Genomic DNA, 17190 nt, shown 5'->3' with positions numbered 1-17190 from the left:
TTCCGTCCGATTATTGCCACTTGCCCATGGCTTCTTCCAGGTTCACGCGGATCGCCTCGAAGAACTGCTCGGTGGTCATCCACGCCTGTTCCGGACCGATCAGCAGGGCGAGATCCTTGGTCATCGCGCCGCCCTCGACCGTTTCGATGCAGACCTTTTCCAGCGTTTCCGCGAACTTGGTGACTTCCGGCGTTTCGTCGAACTTGCCGCGATAGGAAAGGCCCTGGGTCCAGGCGAAGATCGAGGCGATCGGATTGGTCGAGGTCGCCTTGCCCTGTTGATGCTGGCGATAGTGGCGGGTGACGGTGCCGTGCGCGGCTTCGGCCTCGACGGTCTTGCCGTCGGGCGAGAGCAGCACGGAGGTCATGAGACCCAGCGAGCCGAACCCCTGCGCCACGGTGTCCGACTGGACGTCGCCATCGTAATTCTTGCAGGCCCAGACGAACTTGCCGCTCCACTTGAGGGCGGAGGCGACCATGTCGTCGATCAGGCGATGTTCGTAGACGGCGCCCACCTTCTTGAACTCGTCGGCGAATTCATTGTCGAACACTTCCTGGAACAGGTCCTTGAAGCGGCCGTCATAGGCCTTGAGAATGGTGTTCTTGGTCGAGAGGTACAGCGGCCAGCCGCGGCCCAGCGCGTAGTTCATGCTGGCGCGGGCGAAATCGCGGATCGAGTCGTCCAGATTGTACATGCCCATGGCGACGCCGGAGCTGGGGAAGTTGAAGACGTCCTTCTCGATCTTCTCGCCATTCGCGCCGTCCCACACCATGCGCAGCTTGCCGGGGCCGGGGACGAGGAAGTCGGTGGCGCGATACTGGTCGCCGAAGGCGTGGCGGCCGATGACGATGGGGTCGGTCCAGCCGGGGACCAGGCGCGGCACGTTGCGGATGACGATGGGTTCACGGAACACCACGCCGCCCAGGATGTTGCGGATGGTGCCGTTGGGCGACTTCCACATTTCCTTCAGGCCGAATTCCTCGACGCGGGCTTCGTCCGGGGTGATGGTGGCGCACTTCACGCCGACGCCATGTTCCTTGATCGCGTTGGCGGAATCGATGGTGATCTGGTCGTTGGTTTCGTCGCGCTTCTCGACGCCCAGATCATAATATTTAAGATCGATGTCCAGATAGGGGAGAATCAGGCGCTCACGGATCCACTGCCATATGATCCGCGTCATTTCATCGCCATCGATCTCCACGACGGGGTTTTTCACCTTGATCTTAGCCATAGCGCCTGTTCGCCTTCTCGTTCGGGTGGAATTTGCGACCGCCCTAGGCAAAGCGACGGCAATGTTCAACCGTCCAATGCCCTTTGCAGGATTGGAACATTTCATGGCTCCTGCGACGGTATCGGACGTTGTCACTGCAAGTGTCTGTCCTTAAAGACGGTGCCCATGGAAAATGACGAACTGACGGTCGCACTGGGCGGCAATGTGAAATGGCGCTTCCCCTCCGTGCATCCGGAGGGCGTGAAATTCGGCCTGATCGCGGCGGCCATCACCGCGCTGCTGTTCCTGGTAGGCTGGGAAATCCTCGGCTGGTTGATGGTGATGGTGACCATCTGGGTGCTGGCGTTCTTCCGCGATCCGGTGCGCGCGGTGCCGCAGGATGAGCGGGCCATCGTCGCCCCCGCCGATGGGCTGGTGACGCTGATCCAGCGGGTGCCGCCCCCCCGCGAGATGGCAGGGGCGGATGGGCTGGGCGACCAGCCCATGATCCGCGTGTCGATCTTCATGAGCGTGTTCGACGTCCACATCAACCGCACGCCGATCGGCGGGACGGTGAAGTCGGTGGTCTATATTTCGGGCAAGTTCCTGAACGCCGATCTCGACAAGGCGAGCGAGGATAATGAGCGCCAGCATATATTGGTGGAGCGGCATGACGGCGTGCGCATCGGCTTCACCCAGATCGCCGGATTGGTGGCGCGGCGGATCGTGCCCTTCGTGAAGCCGGGCGACATGGTCGCGGCTGGACAGCGCATCGGCCTCATCCGTTTCGGCAGCCGGGTCGACGTCTATCTGCCCGCCGGCACCGCGCCGCGCGTGGTGCTGGGGCAGCGCACCGTCGCGGGTGAGACCATCCTGGGCCAGATCGGTGACATGCGCGTGATTTCGGGGATTCAGCAATAATGCGGCAGCGGCGCGCCATCCCGCGCGGATTGCGCCGGGGGATCACCCTGCGGATGGTGGCGCCCAACGCCGTGACCGCAATGGCCCTGTGCTTCGGCCTGACCGGCGTGCGCTACGGCATATCGGGCGAGTGGGAGAGGGCGGTGCTCTCCATCCTCATCGCCGGGGTGCTGGATGGGCTGGACGGGCGCATTGCGCGGTTGTTGCGGGGGGAGAGCCGTTTCGGGGCCGAACTCGACTCCTTGTCGGACTCCATCGCCTTTGGCGTGGCGCCGGCGCTGGTGCTCTATCTCTGGTCGCTGAACGCCATGCCGAAATTCGGCTGGATCTTCGCGCTCGCCCATGCGCTGTCCTGCGCGCTGCGGCTGGCGCGGTTCAATGCGAATATCGACGCCGATGTTCAGCCGCACAAATCCGCCGGTTTCCTGACCGGCGTGCCGGCTCCGGCAGGTGCGGGGCTGGCCTTCGTGCCGCTCTATCTCTGGCTGGTGACGGGCGAGCCGCTTTTTCGGGAATGGTATGTCGTGGCGCCCTGGACCGCCTTCACGGCTTTCCTGATGATCTCCAACATCGCGACTTATAGCTGGTCGGCGCTGCGCCTGCGCAAACGCATCCGGCTGGAGGCGATCGCGCTGGCGGGCCTGCTGGCGGCGCTGCTGATCACCGATCCTTGGCTGACGCTGCTGGTGTTGTGCGCCTTCTACCTTGCGCTCATCCCCTTCGGCATGATGTCCTATGCCAGGGTGCGCCGCCAGCGGGCGGGCGAGGAAGCGTAATCCTCAGGCGGCCAGGACCGCCGCCGCAAAAGCCGGCGCGGCCTGCCGTGCAGAGGGTGACGCGCGCCGGCGGCTGATGCGCAGGCGATAGACCGGCGTTTCCTGCGGTATCGGTTCGAACGTCAGCGCCGCGACCATCTTGTCATGATAGGCCAGGAACATGCCGATAATGGTGCCTGCGGCCAGCAGGAAGGATCCGATGAAAACAAGTGCTGCGACCAGTGCGAACATATGCAGCTCACTTTCTGTCTTGCCATTTGCACGGCTTGGTTCACTATAGGCAGGCAAACGGCGTGAATCCGCCATTTGTTCCCGATGTTCTCCTTATGTTCCATCCGGAATGGAGAGTCAACCCCCTTGCATTGATATTCCGACGCCGTTAAAGGCGCGCCCATTCCACATGGGAATCGACATATCCGGTGCTGTGCGTGACGCCCAGTTCCTGATTCCCAGAGGTGTAACCGGAAGGAGAAATATTATGGCGGCTCCTGTCGTCACCATGCACCAATTGATCGAGGCCGGCGCGCATTTCGGCCACCAGACCCACCGCTGGAACCCGCGCATGAAGCCGTACATCTTCGGTGAGCGCAACGGCATCCACATTCTCGACCTGTCGCAGACCGTGCCGCTGTTCGGCCGCGCGCTGGACTTCGTGTCGGCGACCGTCGCCGCCGGTGGCAAGGTGCTGTTCGTCGGCACCAAGCGCCAGGCGCAGGACCCGATCGCCGAAGCCGCCCGCAAGTCGGGCCAGCATTTCGTCAACCATCGCTGGCTGGGCGGCATGCTCACCAACTGGAAGACCATTTCGGGTTCGATCAAGCGTCTGAAGACCCTGGAAGAGAAGCTGTCGGGCGACACCCACGGCTTCACCAAGAAGGAAGTCCTCCAGATGACCCGCGAGCGCGAGAAGCTGGAACTGTCGTTGGGCGGCATCCGCGACATGAACGGCATCCCCGACGTCATGTTCGTGATCGACGCCAACAAGGAAGAGCTGGCGATCAAGGAAGCCAACACGCTGGGCATCCCGGTCGTCGCGATCCTCGATTCCAACGTCTCGCCCGACGGCATCGCGTTCCCGGTTCCGGCGAACGATGACGCCAGCCGCGCGATCCGCCTTTACTGCGACGCCGTCGCCGCCGCCGCCACCAAGGGCAACCGCGGTGCGCAGCAGGCTTCGGGCGTCGACCTGGGCGCTCTGGACGAGCCCGAGGCCGAAGAGGTCGTCGCTCAGGCCTGAGACGCGGTCTTCGAACTGCAAAATTGACAGGCTAGGGCGCGCTCCACTGGAACGCGCCCTGCCGTTTTTCTGAAACATTGAACTTTAGGAGCCGAAACATGGCCGAGATTACCGCTGCTGCCGTCAAGGAACTGCGCGACCGTTCGGGCGCGGGCATGATGGATTGCAAGAAGGCGCTCACCGAAGCCAATGGGGACATCGAAGCGGCGACCGACTGGCTGCGCGCCAAGGGTCTGGCCGCCGCGCAGAAGAAGTCGAGCCGCACCGCCGCCGAAGGTCTGGTCGGCGTCGCCGTCGCCGGCACCAAGGGCGTGGCCGTCGAAGTGAACAGCGAAACCGACTTCGTCGCCAAGAACGACCAGTTCCAGGATTTCGTCCGCACCGTGTCGGTCATCGCGCTGGAGAACGGCGTGGCCGATGCCGAGGCGCTGTCGAACGCGGCCTATCCCTCGGGCGGCACGGTCGCCGAGAAGCTGGTCGCCAACATCGCCACCATCGGCGAGAACCAGACCCTGCGCCGCGTCGGCCAGGTCGAGGTGAACCAGGGCGTGGTCGTTCCCTATGTCCATAATGCGGCCGCTCCGGGCCTGGGCAAGATCGGCGTGCTGGTTGCGCTGGAAGGCGATGCGCCCGCCGACGTCCTGGAGCCGCTGGGCAAGCAGATCGCGATGCACATCGCCGCTGCCTTCCCGCTGGCGCTCTCGGCCGCCGACATCGATCCGGCCCTGCTGGAGCGCGAGCGCGCCATCGCCGCTGAAAAGGCCGCCGAATCGGGCAAGCCTGCCGAGATCGTCGCCAAGATGGTCGACGGCGCCGTCGCCAAGTTCGCCAAGGAGCAGGCCCTGCTCAGCCAGCTCTTCGTGATGGACAACAAGACCCCGGTTGCCGATGTCGTCGCGAAGGCGGCGAAGGATGCCGGCGCGTCGATCACGCTGAAGAACTATGTCCGCTTCCAGCTCGGTGAAGGCATCGAGAAGGAAACGAGCGACTTCGCCGCCGAAGTGGCCGCGGCCGCAGGCGTCTGATCCGATAGTTCGTTCGCTTCGGCGGTGTCGGGAGGCTCAGGCTTCTCGACAAGCCGGAAGCGGGCGCTAAGGAAGTTCGGGGTTTCCAAAACCCTGCTTCACAACATGGCGCGCGCTGCTTAAGGTGCGCGCCATTTCCTTGCCCGATCATAAAAGGAATATTGCCCCGCATGTCTCGCCCAGCCTTCAAGCGCATCCTGCTGAAACTTTCGGGCGAAGTGCTGATGGGGCAGGGGCAGTTCGGCATCGAGCCGGAGACGGTGAACCGCGTCGCGGGCGAGATCGCGGCGGCGAAGGATGCGGGGTTCGAACTGTGCGTCGTCGTTGGCGGCGGCAATATCTTCCGGGGTCTGGCGGGCGCCGCCAAGGGTTTCGACCGGGCGAGCGCCGACTATATGGGCATGCTGGCCACCGTCATGAACGCGCTCGCCGTGCAGAATGCCCTGGAGAAGCTGGGCTACGACACGCGCGTCCAGTCCGCGATTCCGATGGCGTCGGTCTGCGAACCCTATATCCGGCGCAAGGCGGTGCGGCATATGGAGAAGGGACGGATCGTCATCTTCGCGGCGGGCACCGGCAGCCCCTTCTTCACCACGGACACCACGGCGGCGCTGCGGGCGGCCGAAATGGATTGCGACGCCCTGTTCAAGGGGACCAGCGTCGACGGCATCTACAATGCCGATCCCAAGAAGGTGCCGGATGCGGCCCGCTATGAAGCGATCAGCTTCGACCAGGTGCTGAACGACAATCTGAAGGTCATGGACGCGAGCGCCATTGCCCTTTGCCGCGAAAACAATATCCCCATCGTCGTGTTCAACATCCGCGAAACCGGCAATCTGGCCAAGGTGCTGGCCGGTGACGGTGTGGCGACGATCGTGCAAAATCAGGAGCGCTGAAACAAAATGGCTCAATATGACAAGGCCGACCTCGAACGCCGCATGGCGGGTGCCCTGGAATCGCTGAAAGGCGATCTGTCGGGCCTGCGCACGGGCCGCGCCAATATCCAGCTTCTCGATCCGGTGACGGTCGAGGTCTATGGCGCGCATATGCCGCTTAATCAGGTCGCGACCGTTTCCGCGCCCGAACCGCGCATGCTTTCCGTGCAGGTGTGGGACAAGAGCAATGTCGGCCCGGTCGACAAGGCGATCCGTTCGGCGGGGCTGGGCCTTAACCCCATCGTCGACGGCCAGACGCTGCGCCTGCCGATCCCCGACCTGACCGAGGAGCGCCGCAAGGAACTCGCCAAGCTCGCCAGCAAATATGCCGAGGGCGCCCGGATCGCCGTCCGCAATGTCCGCCGTGACGGCATGGACAGCCTGAAGACCGACGAGAAGAAGGGCGAGATCAGCGAGGACGAGCGCAAGCGCAAGGAAACCGAAGTCCAGAAGCTGACCGACAGCACCATCGCGGACATCGACGCGGCGGCTGCGGCGAAGGAAAAGGAAATTCTCGGTCAGTGATCCGGGGCTTTCCTTTCGCGGCCAAAGCACGCATTCCTGTCTGATGGCCACCCAAGCCAAAACCGATCTGACCAGCGGCGCGCCAGCCCATGGCGCGCGCCCCAAGGATGTTCCGCCAGGAACGGCCACGCCTCGTCACGTCGCCATCATCATGGACGGCAATGGACGCTGGGCGAAGAAGCGCTTCCTGCCCCGCATCGCCGGCCATCGGGCGGGGGTGGAGGCGGTGCGCCGCGTCGCCCGCGCCGCGCGGGAACTGGGTCTGGAATGCCTGACGCTCTACGCCTTTTCCTCGGAAAACTGGAAGCGTCCGGCCGGCGAGGTGGCGGACCTGATGGGCCTGCTGCGTCATTTCATCCAGTCCGACCTTGACGAATTCCATGCCAATGGCGTGCGGCTGCGCATCATCGGCAATTATCGGGCGCTCGATCCCGCGCTGGTGGCGCTGATCGACAATGCAGTGGCGCGGACTGCGGGGAATAGCGGGCCGATCATTGCCATAGCGCTCAACTATGGCGCGCAGGACGAGCTGGTGCGCATGGCGCAGACGCTGGCGCGCCGCGTGGCCGCCGGCGAGATCGCGGCGGAGGAGATCGGCCTCGCCGATGTGGATGCGGCGCTCTACACCGCAGACCTGCCGCCGCTGGACCTGATGATCCGCACCTCGGGCGAGCAGCGGCTCAGCAATTTCATGCTATGGCAGGCCGCCTATGCGGAGCTTTATTTCACGGACATGCTGTGGCCGGATTTCGACGGGCGGGCGCTGGCTGCCGCACTGGACGCCTTCCGCCTGAGGGACCGCCGTTTCGGCGGGCTGTGACAGGCATGTCGAGCGAGCTTCGCACCCGCGCCATCGTCGGCGTCGTGCTCATCCTCGTAGCGTTGGCGGCCCTGTTTTCGGGCGGCTTCCTTTTCTGGATGCTGCTGTCCGTGGCGGGCGTGCTGATGCAGGGGGAGTGGGGCGACCTGACCGGAGCCACGCCGGAGAACCGCAAGCTGGCGATGTTCGCCGTCTCGGTGCCGCTGGCGATCCTTTGCCCGGCGGCGGCCGGCGTGTCCTGGCTCGCCTTCACATTGATGGCGGCCGCCTTCTTCTTCGTCGCGCTGGTGGGCCGGTCGGTCAAGCTGGCGCTGGGCGTGCCCTATATCGTCGTGCCGGTGATGGCGCTGCTTTTCCTGCGCGAACAGGCGCCCAATCTTCAGGGGTTGCTGCTGACCCTCTGGGCGCTGGGCCTTGTTTGGGCGACCGACATCGGCGCTTATTTCGCCGGCCGGTCCATTGGCGGGCCGAAGCTGGCTCCGCGCGTCAGCCCGTCCAAGACCTGGGCCGGCCTTGGCGGTGGGGTGCTGGCGGCGCTGACCGTGGGTTTCCTGCTCTACCGGTTCGCGGACCTGCCGGTTCAGCTTGCCGCGGCAAGCGGCCTGCTGGCGGTCGCCGCGCAGCTGGGTGACCTGTTGGAAAGCTGGATGAAGCGCCGCGCAGGGGTGAAGGATAGCGGTACGCTGCTGCCCGGCCATGGTGGCGTGATGGATCGGTTGGACGGGGTGGTCGCCGCCGCGCCGCTGGCCGCGATCTGCTATATGATCCTGGTGCAATTGCCATGAAGAAGGTGTCGATCTTCGGCGCGACCGGATCGGTCGGCATGTCCACGCTGGACCTGATCCAGCGCGATCCGGACAGCTATAGCGTCGTTGCGCTGACCGCGCATGGCGATGTGGCGGGTCTGGCCGCCGCCGCGCGGCAGAGCAATGCCGTGATCGCGGTGATCGGGGACGAGACCCGCTATGACGCGCTGAAGGATGCGCTGCGCGGTTCCGGGACGGAGGCGGCGGCCGGCCAAGGCGCGTTGGTCGACGTGGCCGGTGCAGGCGCGGACTGGAGCATGGCCGCCATCGTCGGTTGTGCGGGGCTGCGCCCGACCATGGCGGCGTTGAAGGCGGGTGGCACGGTCGCGCTCGCCAACAAGGAATCGCTGGTGTCGGCGGGTGCGCTGATGATGGACGCGGTCGGTGCGTCGGGCGCGACGCTGCTGCCGGTCGACAGCGAACATAATGCCATATTCCAGTGCCTTGCGGGCAGTCGCATGGAAGATGTCGCAAGGATCACCCTGACCGCGAGCGGCGGCCCCTTCCGCACCCGCAGCCGGGAGGAGATGCGCGGCATCACCCCCGCGCAGGCCGTAGCCCATCCCAACTGGTCCATGGGCGCGAAGATCAGCGTCGACAGCGCGACGATGATGAACAAGGGGCTGGAACTGATAGAGGCGGCGCATCTCTTCCCGGTCGGGCTCGACCGGATCGAGATCCTCGTCCATCCGCAATCGGTCATCCACTCCATGGTCGAATATCGCGACCGCTCAACCCTGGCGCAGCTTGGCTCGCCCGACATGCGCATCCCCATCGCCCATGCGCTGGCCTGGCCCGATCGGATCGCCACCCCTTGCCAGCCGCTGGACCTCGCCCGGATCGGCCGCCTGGATTTCGAGGCGCCGGATGAGCATCGCTTCCCCGCGCTGCGGCTGACCCGGCAGGCGGCGGAGGCGGGCGGCGCCGCGCCCGCCATATTGAACGCCGCCAATGAGGTCGCCGTCGCCGCCTTCCTCAAAGGCGCCATAGGCTTCCTTGATATCGCCATGATTGTGGAGGATGTCCTGAACCGCTATAGCGCGCCTGTGCCCCGCCAGATCGACGATGTGCTGGAAGCGGATGCGCAGGCGCGTAATATGGCTGCACAAGTGATGGAAAGATTGACCGCTTGATCCAGAATCCCGGTTTCCTGTTGACCGTAGTCGCATTTGTGGCGGTCATCGGACCGCTCGTCTTCGTGCATGAGCTGGGCCATTATCTGGTGGGCCGCTGGTGCGGGGTGAAGGCGGAGGCCTTTTCCATCGGATTCGGCCCGGAAATCGCGGCCTGGGTGGACAGGCGCGGCACCCGCTGGCGCCTGGGGGCGCTGCCGCTGGGCGGCTATGTGCGTTTCAAGGGCGACATGAACGCGGCGAGCCAGACCGATCCCCGCTGGCTGGAAATGCCCGCCGCCGAACGGGCCGAGAGCTTCCCTGCCAAGCCGCTATGGCAGCGGGCGGCCATCGTCGCGGCCGGGCCGGCGATCAACTTCCTCTTCGCCATGGCGATCCTTGCAACCTTCGCCTTCGTCCATGGCGAGAGCCGTACCCCTGCGGTCGCCGGGCAGGTGCAGCCCGGCAGCGCGGCAGCGGCGGCTGGCATCGTTGCGGGCGACCGCATCGTCTCGCTCAACGGGCGGGAAATGACGACCTTCGACGATATTCGCCTGTTCGCGCAGATCCGCCCCGGCGAACCCGTCACCATCATGATCGACCGCCGGGGCAAGCTGTTCGAGAAGCAGGGCAAGGTCGGCGCGGTCGAGGAAGATGACGGCTTCGGCAACAAGTTCCGCATCGGACGGCTGGGCATCGCGCCGGGTGAGCCGGTGATCGAGCCCGTCAGCCTGGCCCGCGCGCCGGTCGTCGCCGTGGAGCGGACGGGTCAGATCATCCGCACCATGGTGGAGACGCTGGGCCAGATCGTGGGGGGCGGCCGATCGGTCAAGGAACTGGGTGGCCCGCTCAAGATCGCTGAGGTTTCCGGTCAGGCGGCGACGCTGGGGGTGGAGAGCTTCGTCTTCTTCATGGCGCTCATCTCGATTAACTTGGGGTTCATCAACCTCTTGCCAATCCCGATGCTGGATGGCGGGCATCTGCTGTTCTACGGGGTGGAGGCGATACAGCGGCGGCCGGTCAGTCCGCAGGTGCAGGAATGGGCCTATCGCTCGGGCCTGGCGGTCCTGCTGGCCATGATGGTGCTGGTAACATTCAACGATTTATCCTCTTTCGGCCTCTGGGATCGTCTGTCCGGCTTGATCGGCTGAGCCGTATCGGGCAGGAGGACGCGATTTGGCGCCGTCTTTCCGGATGTGAACGGAATGGGTCCGGCGTGAACGACATGTTGCTTTTTTGTAGAAGGTGGAGCGGGTGACAGCGATGATGAGCAGCAACAGGCAGCGCCCGGTCGTCGTGGCCCTGTTGGCGACGACGATGATCGCGGGCATGTCTGCGATCCCGGCGATGGCTCAAAATGCCCCGCCGGCTGCCGCGCCTGCGCCCGTTCCGGCAGTCGCTCCAGCGGCCGGAACCATCCGCACCATCTCCGTCACTGGCCAGCAGCGCCTGGAGCCGGATACGGTGCTGTCCTACACCAAGCTGCGGATCGGCCAGCCCTTCACCCAGGAATCGCTCGACCAGGCGCTGCGCGACCTTTACGAGACGGAGCTGTTCGCCGACGTCCAGATCCGCAACGACAATGGCGCGCTGACCGTCGAGGTTAAGGAAAACCCGGTCATCAACCGCATCGTCCTTGAAGGTAATAAGCGCCTCAAGGAAGACAAGATACGTCCCGAAATAAAACTGGCTCCGCGCCAGATCTATACCCGCTCGAAAGTGCGCGCCGACGTGGCCCGCATCATCGAGCTGTATCGCCGGCAGGGCCGCTTCGCCGCCACGGTCGAACCGAAGATGGTGCAGCTTGACCAGAACCGCGTCGACATCGTCTTCGAAATTTCCGAGGGGCCGAAATCCAAGGTCCGCCAGATCAACATCATCGGCAATGAGAAGTTCAAGGACGGCGAACTGCGCAGCCAGATGGTGACCAAGCAATCGCGCTGGTTCCGCATCTTCTCGTCGGGCACCAGCTACGATCCGGATCGTCTGGCCTATGACCAGCAGAAGCTGCGCCAGTTCTACCTGACCGAAGGCTATGCCGATTTCCGCGTGATCTCCGCCGTGGCGGAACTGACGCCGGACAAGCAGGACTTCATCATCACCTATGTGGTCGAGGAAGGGCAGCGCTACAAATTCGGCGATGTGAAGGTCAACAGCGACATTCGCGACCTGTCCGGCGATTCGCTGACCAAGATGCTGCCGATGAAGAAGGGCGACTGGTACAACGCCAAGCAGGTCGAGGACACGGTCGACACGCTGAGCGAAACGGCGGGCCTGTTCGGCTATGCCTTCGCGGACGTCCAGCCGGACTTCCAGCGCGACAAGGACACGCTGACGATGGGGATCGACTTCCGCATCGCCAATGCGCCGCGCGTCTATGTCGAGCGGGTCGACATCAACGGCAACACGCTGACCCAGGACAAGGTCGTGCGCCGCGAATTCCGCCTGGCGGAGGGCGATGCGTTCAACAGCTTCCTGGTCAAGCGGTCGAAGGACCGCATCAATTCGCTGGGCTTCTTCCAGGAAAAGCTGGACATCGAGCAGAAGCCGGGTTCCGCGCCGGACCGCATCGTCCTGGAAACCAATGTGCAGGAAAAATCGACCGGCGAATTGTCGCTTTCGGCCGGCTTCTCCTCGCTGGAGCGTTTCATCGTCGCGGCGTCGATCACCCAGCGCAACTTCCGCGGCAAGGGCCAGGAACTGCGCACCAGCGTCAATTATTCGGCTTATTCCAAGTCGGTGGAAGTGGGCTTCACCGAGCCCTATTTCATGGACAAGAATATCGCACTGGGCGGCGACATCTATCGCCGCGACCTCAACAGCTTCCGTTATCTGAACAATAACGACCGCGACACGACCTATGAACAGACGACCACCGGCTTCCAGCTTCGCGCGGGCGTGCCGATCACGGAATATATGTCGCTGGCGCTGCGTTACACGTTGAATCTGGACGACGTGACGCTCGACAAGGATACCTACTACTCCGATCCCGATGGCGCAGGTCCGCTGGGACTTCAGTGCGATCCGCTGCTGGCCGGACGCTATCTTTGCGACGCCATCGGCAAGCGGACGACGTCGTCGCTGGGCTATTCTCTGATCTACGATACCCGCGACAACCGCATTCGTCCGACACGGGGCCATAATGTCGTTCTCAGCCAGGATTTCGCTGGTCTGGGCGGCAGCGTCAAATATGTGCGCACGCGGTTGAACGGCTCCAAATATTGGCCTGTCGGCGGTGGGTTCATCTTCTCCGTCTCTGCGGAGGGCGGCTATATCCACAGCCTTGAAGGCGACCGCCGGGACGCTTCGAACGAGCTGGTCGACAAGGTTCGCCTGACGGATCGCTTCTTCCTGGGCAATCCGCAGATTCGCGGCTTCGATATTCGCGGCATCGGCCCGCGCGTGAAGCGCTATTACCTGCAGTCGCAGACCGATTCGAGCGGCAATACCACCTATGTGCGGGGCGAAGGGAACAATAATGTTTCCGACGACGCCCTGGGCGGCAAGATCTATTATCTGGCGCGGGCGGAAATGGAAATTCCGCTAGGCTCGGGTGCGCGTGAAATGGGCCTGCGTCCCTCGATTTTCGCGGACGTCGGTGCGGTTGCCGGATTGCGCAATCCCCGCACGACGAATTCGAACGGCATCTGCGCCGACAACACGACCGGTTCGCGCAGCGAGGCGGGGACTCCCGGCACGTGCGGGACCAACCAGACCCTCATCATCGGACCGTTCGAGGAGGAATATCTGGGCGATACGCTGAAACCGCGTGTCGCCGTGGGCTTCGGCGTCAACTGGAACTCGCCCTTCGGGCCGTTCCGCATCGACATCGCCAAGGCCCTGCTCAAGGAACCAGGGGACGACACTCAGCTCATTAGCTTCAACGTAGGGACTCAATTCTGATGAAGACGATTTTCAAGGCTGCGGCGCTGGTTCTCGCGCCGATGACCGCCATGGCGCTGACCAGTGTCCCGGCCGCTGCCCAATCGAAGACCGGCATCGCCGTCGTCGACCTGCAACGCGCCGTCGCCACCAGCTCGGCCTATTCGACCGCGCGCACGCAGATCCAGACCACCTACAAGGCGCAGATCGACGGCTTTACCGCACGCAAAAATGCGATCGACGCCGATCTCAAGGCCAAGGGCACGGCCCTGGAAGCCGCGATGAAGGCAGCCGGTGGCAAGCCGACCCCGGCGATCCAGACCCAATATGAGGCCTATCAGAAGGCCGGTCAGGACGGCCAGGCCGAACTGCAGCGCCTGGGTCAGCCGATCGCTCTCGCCAACGCCTATGTCGAGGAGCAGATTTCGGCCAAGCTGTCGGATGCGCTGAAGTCCGCGATGACCAAGGCGAAGGTCGACCTGATCCTGTCGCCCGACGCGACCGTGTCCTATCAGCCGACCGTCGACATCACCCAGTCGGTGGTGACCGAACTCAACGCGCTGGTGCCCAGCGTCGGCATCACCCCGCCAGCCGGCTGGCAGCCGGGCCGTCAGGGCCAGGCCGCGGCCGCTCCGGCCGCTGCTCCCGCCAATCCGTCGCAGCAGCCGACCTCGCGCTGATCGCTTGATGACGGTTCAGTCTGACAATGCTGCCGCCGCCATCGGCCCCATCGATATTCGTGGGGTGATGGCGGCGCTGCCGCACCGTTATCCGATGCTGCTCGTCGACCGCGTGATTTCGCTCGTGCCGAACAGCACGATTCACGCGGTCAAGGCGGTGTCGATCAACGAGGATTTCTTCCAGGGGCATTTCCCCGGCCGGCCGATCATGCCCGGCGTATTGATCGTCGAAGCCATGGCGCAGGCCGCTGGCGTGCTGACGGTCGAAACCATGGACCTTCGCGGTTCGGGCAAGCTCGTCTATTTCATGAGCATCGACGGGGCGAAGTTCCGCAATCCGGTAGAACCGGGCTGCCTGCTCGACCTGCATGTCGATCTGGTCCAGATTCGCGGCCGCGTCTGCAAGTTCACGGGCAAGGCGATGGTCGAGGGCAAGCTCTGCGCCGAGGCCAGTTTCGTCGCTATGATTGCCGACCCGCCGGTGGACTGAAACGCGGCGGTGATCCGGACTTTCCTGCCACTTCCTCCACAGCCGGAATGACGGGTCGACTGATACAGGGAACCGCCTGTTCTTCCCCTTGCTTTTGCGCGCATTCCCATGTAACCGCGCGCCTTCGCAGATTTTCGCATCCATGGCCGGTCGGAAACCGGCCCCTGAACGGAGCAGACCCATGAAGGCCGATACGCATCCCGATTACCACTTCATCACCGTCCAGATGACCGACGGCACGACGTTCCGCACCCGCTCGACCTGGGGCAAGGAAGGCGACACGCTGGCGCTCGACATCGATCCCAAGTCGCACCCGGCCTGGACCGGCGGCACCCGCCAGCTTGAGCAGGGCGGCCAGGTGGCACGCTTCAACAAGCGTTTCGGCGGCCTGACGCTGAAGAAGTAATCGGCCTTCAAGCGAAGGATAGGGAAGGGCGCCTCCTGGGGCGCCCTTTTTATTTGGCTGGTAGAGGCGGGTTTTCGCCAGAAGCGGACATTGACGCTTGCCCCCCTTAAGGGGAGGGGCGTGCCTCACGCGCAGTCTCAGCCTATGGGCACTTCCCCATCCCACCCTTCAAACGAGTTACATGCCCCGTTTGAACCTGAAGGGAAGGGGCTTAATGGTGGCTAATCATCCCTATCAGCCATCCCGGGCATCATCCCGCCGCCATGCGATCCTCGTCCAGGAATGCGGCGACATCATCAAGCACGACATCCTTCGACAGGAAGGTCTGCCCGATTCCCCGCGCCAGCAGGAAGGGCAGGGTGCCTGCCGCCATCTTCTTGTCGTGCAGCATATGCGCGACCAGCGCCGCGCCGCCCGCCTTCACATGCGCGCTGGCGAGGTCGTGCGGCAGGCCGACGGCTTTCAGATGCGCCGTCACCCGCTCCGCATCCTCCGCCGGGCACAGGCCGCGCCGCGCCGAATAGCGGAAGGCAAGAGCCATCCCCGCCGCGACGCCCTCGCCATGGAGCAGAAGATCCGAAAAGCCGGTGTCCGCCTCCAGCGCATGGCCGAAGGTATGGCCAAGGTTCAGCAAGGCCCGCCGTCCGGATGTCTCCCGCTCGTCATCGGCAACAATGGCCGCCTTGGCGGCCACGCTGCGCTCGATGGCATATTCGCGCGCCTGGACGTCGCCGGACAGCAGCCTGTGCCCTTCCGCCTCGCACCAGGCGAAAAAGGCGGGATCGTCGATCAGGCCATATTTCACCACCTCGGCATAACCGGCCCGCGTCTCCCGCGCCGGCAGCGTGTCGAGCGTCGAGGGATCGATCAGCACCAGCGAGGGCTGGTAGAAGCTGCCGACCAGATTCTTGCCCGCCTTCGCATTGATCGCGGTCTTTCCGCCGACGGAACTGTCCACCTGCGCCAGCAATGTCGTGGGCACCTGGATGAAATGGCAGCCGCGTTTCAGGATCGAGGCGGCAAAGCCCACCAGATCGCCGATCACCCCGCCGCCGAGCGCCACCACATGGTCGCCGCGCTCTATCTCCAGCGCCAGCAGCGCATCGAGCAGCTCTTCAAGGTGGCGCCAGCTCTTGGTCTGCTCTCCCGGTGGCAGGACCACCGCTTCGACCGCCACATTGGCGGCCCGCAGGCTTGCTTCCAGGCGGGGCAGTTGCGCGGCGGCGACATGCCGATCGGTCACCACCACCAACCGTCCCTTGCGCGCATAGCCTGCCAGATGCGTTGCCGCCCGGTCCAGCACGCCCTGTTCGATCAGAATGTCGTAGCTGCGCGAATCCAGCGCGACGCGGACTATGGCCATTGGGAAAGCTGCTCCATGATGCTGTCGACCGCCACGTCATGCGGCGCGGCGGCGCTTTTCACATGAATGGGGCAGAGTGCGTAAACCGGATTGCGGATCGCGGCCAGCTCGGTCAGCACGACGCGCGGGTCCTTGCCCTTCAGCAGCGGCCGTCCCTCGCGCCGCGACACCCGGTCGACCAGCGTGTCGATGTCGGCGTTCAGCCAGATCGCCAGCGCATGCTCCAGGATAAGCGCCCGCGTCTCTTCCTGCATGAAGGCGCCCCCGCCGGTCGCGATGACCTTGGGCTCCCCATCCATCAGCCGGGCGATCACCCGCCGTTCGCCATCGCGGAAATAGGCCTCGCCATAGCGTTCGAACATTTCGGTGATCGTCATGCCCGCGGCCTTTTCGATCTCCTCGTCCGCATCGACGAAGCCCACGCCGAGCCGCGCCGCCAGCCGACGCCCGACGGTCGATTTGCCCACGCCCATCATGCCCACCAGGACGATTGGGCCGCGCTTCGCTTGCGCATTGGCGGATTTGCTGTTTCGCTGCATGGCGAGCGGGGCTATACATCCCCGCGTCGACAAGGCAAATCGCAACTTTCCTTCAGCTTTGACCCAGCCAGAATAGCCAGCCAGAACAGGACTCATGAAGCGCAACCGTTCCTACAGCAGTTTTGAGGGCAGCTCCCGGCGCCGCAAGACGTCCCTGCCGATCATCCCCATCATTGCGGTCCTTGTGCTGGCGGGGATTATCGCCCTGCTCTGGTCGCGCGGCGGCGAAAAGCCGCAGGCCCGCGTGGAAAAGGTCATTCCCGCCGAAAAGCTGGGCCAGTAAACGGCATGGCGCAACGGCGGGTGAATGCGAAATGGGCGCTGGGCACGCTTGCGCTCGCTCTGGCGCTGCCGGTGGTGGCGCAGGAGACGCCCGAATCGCTCCTGCCGCCCGGCTTCGGCGATGCGCCCGAAGCGCCGCAACCCGGCACGCAGCCGCCGCGCCCCGCACCGGGCACGCCCG

At 64.4% G+C, this 17190-nt stretch carries 19 protein-coding genes; 15 read left to right on the top strand and 4 right to left on the bottom strand.

Annotated features, from left to right (window positions below):
* Positions 1-10: 10 nt before the first annotated feature.
* The gene (locus A8G00_RS19650; RefSeq protein WP_025547848.1) at positions 11-1231 is read right to left on the bottom strand and encodes an NADP-dependent isocitrate dehydrogenase; all 1221 of its coding nucleotides are present in this window, start codon (positions 1229-1231) and stop codon (positions 11-13) included.
* 165 nt (positions 1232-1396) lie between these two features.
* Between A8G00_RS19650 and A8G00_RS19645 the strand changes: the two genes are divergently transcribed.
* Together A8G00_RS19645 and A8G00_RS19640 are read left to right on the top strand one after the other, a co-directional pair.
* Positions 1397-2131: a phosphatidylserine decarboxylase gene (locus A8G00_RS19645; RefSeq protein ID WP_025547850.1), complete on the top strand. Its 735-nt coding sequence runs from the start codon at positions 1397-1399 to the stop codon at positions 2129-2131.
* Positions 2131-2907 (top strand): phosphatidylcholine/phosphatidylserine synthase, encoded by a 777-nt coding sequence (locus tag A8G00_RS19640; RefSeq protein WP_099186333.1) that lies wholly within the window; start codon positions 2131-2133, stop codon positions 2905-2907. The genes A8G00_RS19645 and A8G00_RS19640 overlap by 1 nt, the downstream gene beginning before the upstream one ends.
* 3 nt (positions 2908-2910) lie before the next feature.
* Here the strand turns inward: A8G00_RS19640 and A8G00_RS19635 are convergent, their stop codons facing one another.
* The gene (locus A8G00_RS19635; RefSeq protein WP_226869765.1) at positions 2911-3213 is read right to left on the bottom strand and encodes a hypothetical protein; all 303 of its coding nucleotides are present in this window, start codon (positions 3211-3213) and stop codon (positions 2911-2913) included.
* 172 nt (positions 3214-3385) lie between these two features.
* On the opposite strand from A8G00_RS19635, the gene rpsB reads away from it, so the two are divergent.
* The 12 genes from rpsB to rpmE all read left to right on the top strand — a co-directional run bounded on the left by rpsB (position 3386) and on the right by rpmE (position 14825).
* Entirely contained in the window at positions 3386-4144 is a 759-nt protein-coding gene (gene rpsB / locus A8G00_RS19630) for a 30S ribosomal protein S2 (RefSeq protein ID WP_025547855.1), read from the top strand.
* 98 nt (positions 4145-4242) lie between these two features.
* Positions 4243-5169: a translation elongation factor Ts gene (tsf, locus tag A8G00_RS19625; RefSeq protein WP_044661795.1), complete on the top strand. Its 927-nt coding sequence runs from the start codon at positions 4243-4245 to the stop codon at positions 5167-5169.
* Between the two features lie 170 nt (positions 5170-5339).
* The gene (gene pyrH, locus A8G00_RS19620; RefSeq protein WP_020821031.1) at positions 5340-6065 is read left to right on the top strand and encodes a UMP kinase; all 726 of its coding nucleotides are present in this window, start codon (positions 5340-5342) and stop codon (positions 6063-6065) included.
* Positions 6066-6071: 6 nt separating this feature from the next.
* On the top strand, positions 6072-6629 hold the full coding sequence (frr, locus tag A8G00_RS19615) for a ribosome recycling factor (RefSeq protein WP_025547858.1): 558 nt from the start codon (positions 6072-6074) through the stop codon (positions 6627-6629).
* Positions 6630-6672: 43 nt separating this feature from the next.
* On the top strand, positions 6673-7449 hold the full coding sequence (locus A8G00_RS19610) for an isoprenyl transferase (protein WP_103001481.1): 777 nt from the start codon (positions 6673-6675) through the stop codon (positions 7447-7449).
* A gap of 5 nt (positions 7450-7454) precedes the next feature.
* On the top strand, positions 7455-8234 hold the full coding sequence (locus A8G00_RS19605) for a phosphatidate cytidylyltransferase (protein ID WP_025547861.1): 780 nt from the start codon (positions 7455-7457) through the stop codon (positions 8232-8234).
* A complete protein-coding gene (locus A8G00_RS19600; RefSeq protein ID WP_103001480.1) occupies positions 8231-9388 on the top strand; it encodes a 1-deoxy-D-xylulose-5-phosphate reductoisomerase in 1158 nt (385 codons plus the stop codon). The genes A8G00_RS19605 and A8G00_RS19600 overlap by 4 nt, the downstream gene beginning before the upstream one ends.
* The gene (rseP, locus tag A8G00_RS19595) at positions 9385-10518 is read left to right on the top strand and encodes an RIP metalloprotease RseP (RefSeq protein WP_099186331.1); all 1134 of its coding nucleotides are present in this window, start codon (positions 9385-9387) and stop codon (positions 10516-10518) included. Before A8G00_RS19600 ends, rseP begins: the two co-directional genes overlap by 4 nt.
* 112 nt (positions 10519-10630) lie before the next feature.
* Entirely contained in the window at positions 10631-13270 is a 2640-nt protein-coding gene (gene bamA / locus A8G00_RS19590; RefSeq protein WP_099186330.1) for an outer membrane protein assembly factor BamA, read from the top strand.
* Entirely contained in the window at positions 13270-13929 is a 660-nt protein-coding gene (locus A8G00_RS19585; protein WP_025547868.1) for an OmpH family outer membrane protein, read from the top strand. The genes bamA and A8G00_RS19585 overlap by 1 nt, the downstream gene beginning before the upstream one ends.
* A gap of 7 nt (positions 13930-13936) precedes the next feature.
* Positions 13937-14419: a 3-hydroxyacyl-ACP dehydratase FabZ gene (gene fabZ / locus A8G00_RS19580; RefSeq protein WP_025547869.1), complete on the top strand. Its 483-nt coding sequence runs from the start codon at positions 13937-13939 to the stop codon at positions 14417-14419.
* 181 nt (positions 14420-14600) lie between these two features.
* Positions 14601-14825 (top strand): 50S ribosomal protein L31, encoded by a 225-nt coding sequence (gene rpmE / locus A8G00_RS19575; protein ID WP_007687040.1) that lies wholly within the window; start codon positions 14601-14603, stop codon positions 14823-14825.
* Positions 14826-15075: 250 nt separating this feature from the next.
* On the opposite strand, the gene aroB is transcribed toward rpmE, so the two are convergent.
* Entirely contained in the window at positions 15076-16188 is a 1113-nt protein-coding gene (gene aroB / locus A8G00_RS19570; RefSeq protein WP_099186329.1) for a 3-dehydroquinate synthase, read from the bottom strand.
* On the bottom strand, positions 16179-16727 hold the full coding sequence (locus A8G00_RS19565; protein ID WP_025547872.1) for a shikimate kinase: 549 nt from the start codon (positions 16725-16727) through the stop codon (positions 16179-16181). The genes aroB and A8G00_RS19565 overlap by 10 nt, the downstream gene beginning before the upstream one ends.
* 94 nt (positions 16728-16821) lie before the next feature.
* Here A8G00_RS19565 and A8G00_RS19560 point away from each other — a divergent pair, with 94 nt between their 5' ends.
* On the top strand, positions 16822-17010 hold the full coding sequence (locus A8G00_RS19560) for a hypothetical protein (protein ID WP_044661801.1): 189 nt from the start codon (positions 16822-16824) through the stop codon (positions 17008-17010).
* The last annotated feature ends 180 nt before the right edge of the window (positions 17011-17190 follow it).

The organism is Sphingobium sp. SA916 (assembly GCF_002894065.1).
GTDB classification, from domain to species: domain Bacteria; phylum Pseudomonadota; class Alphaproteobacteria; order Sphingomonadales; family Sphingomonadaceae; genus Sphingobium; species Sphingobium fuliginis.
The sequence above is the reverse complement of the archived record's forward strand: the minus strand, read 5'-3'. Positions and strand labels throughout refer to the sequence as shown.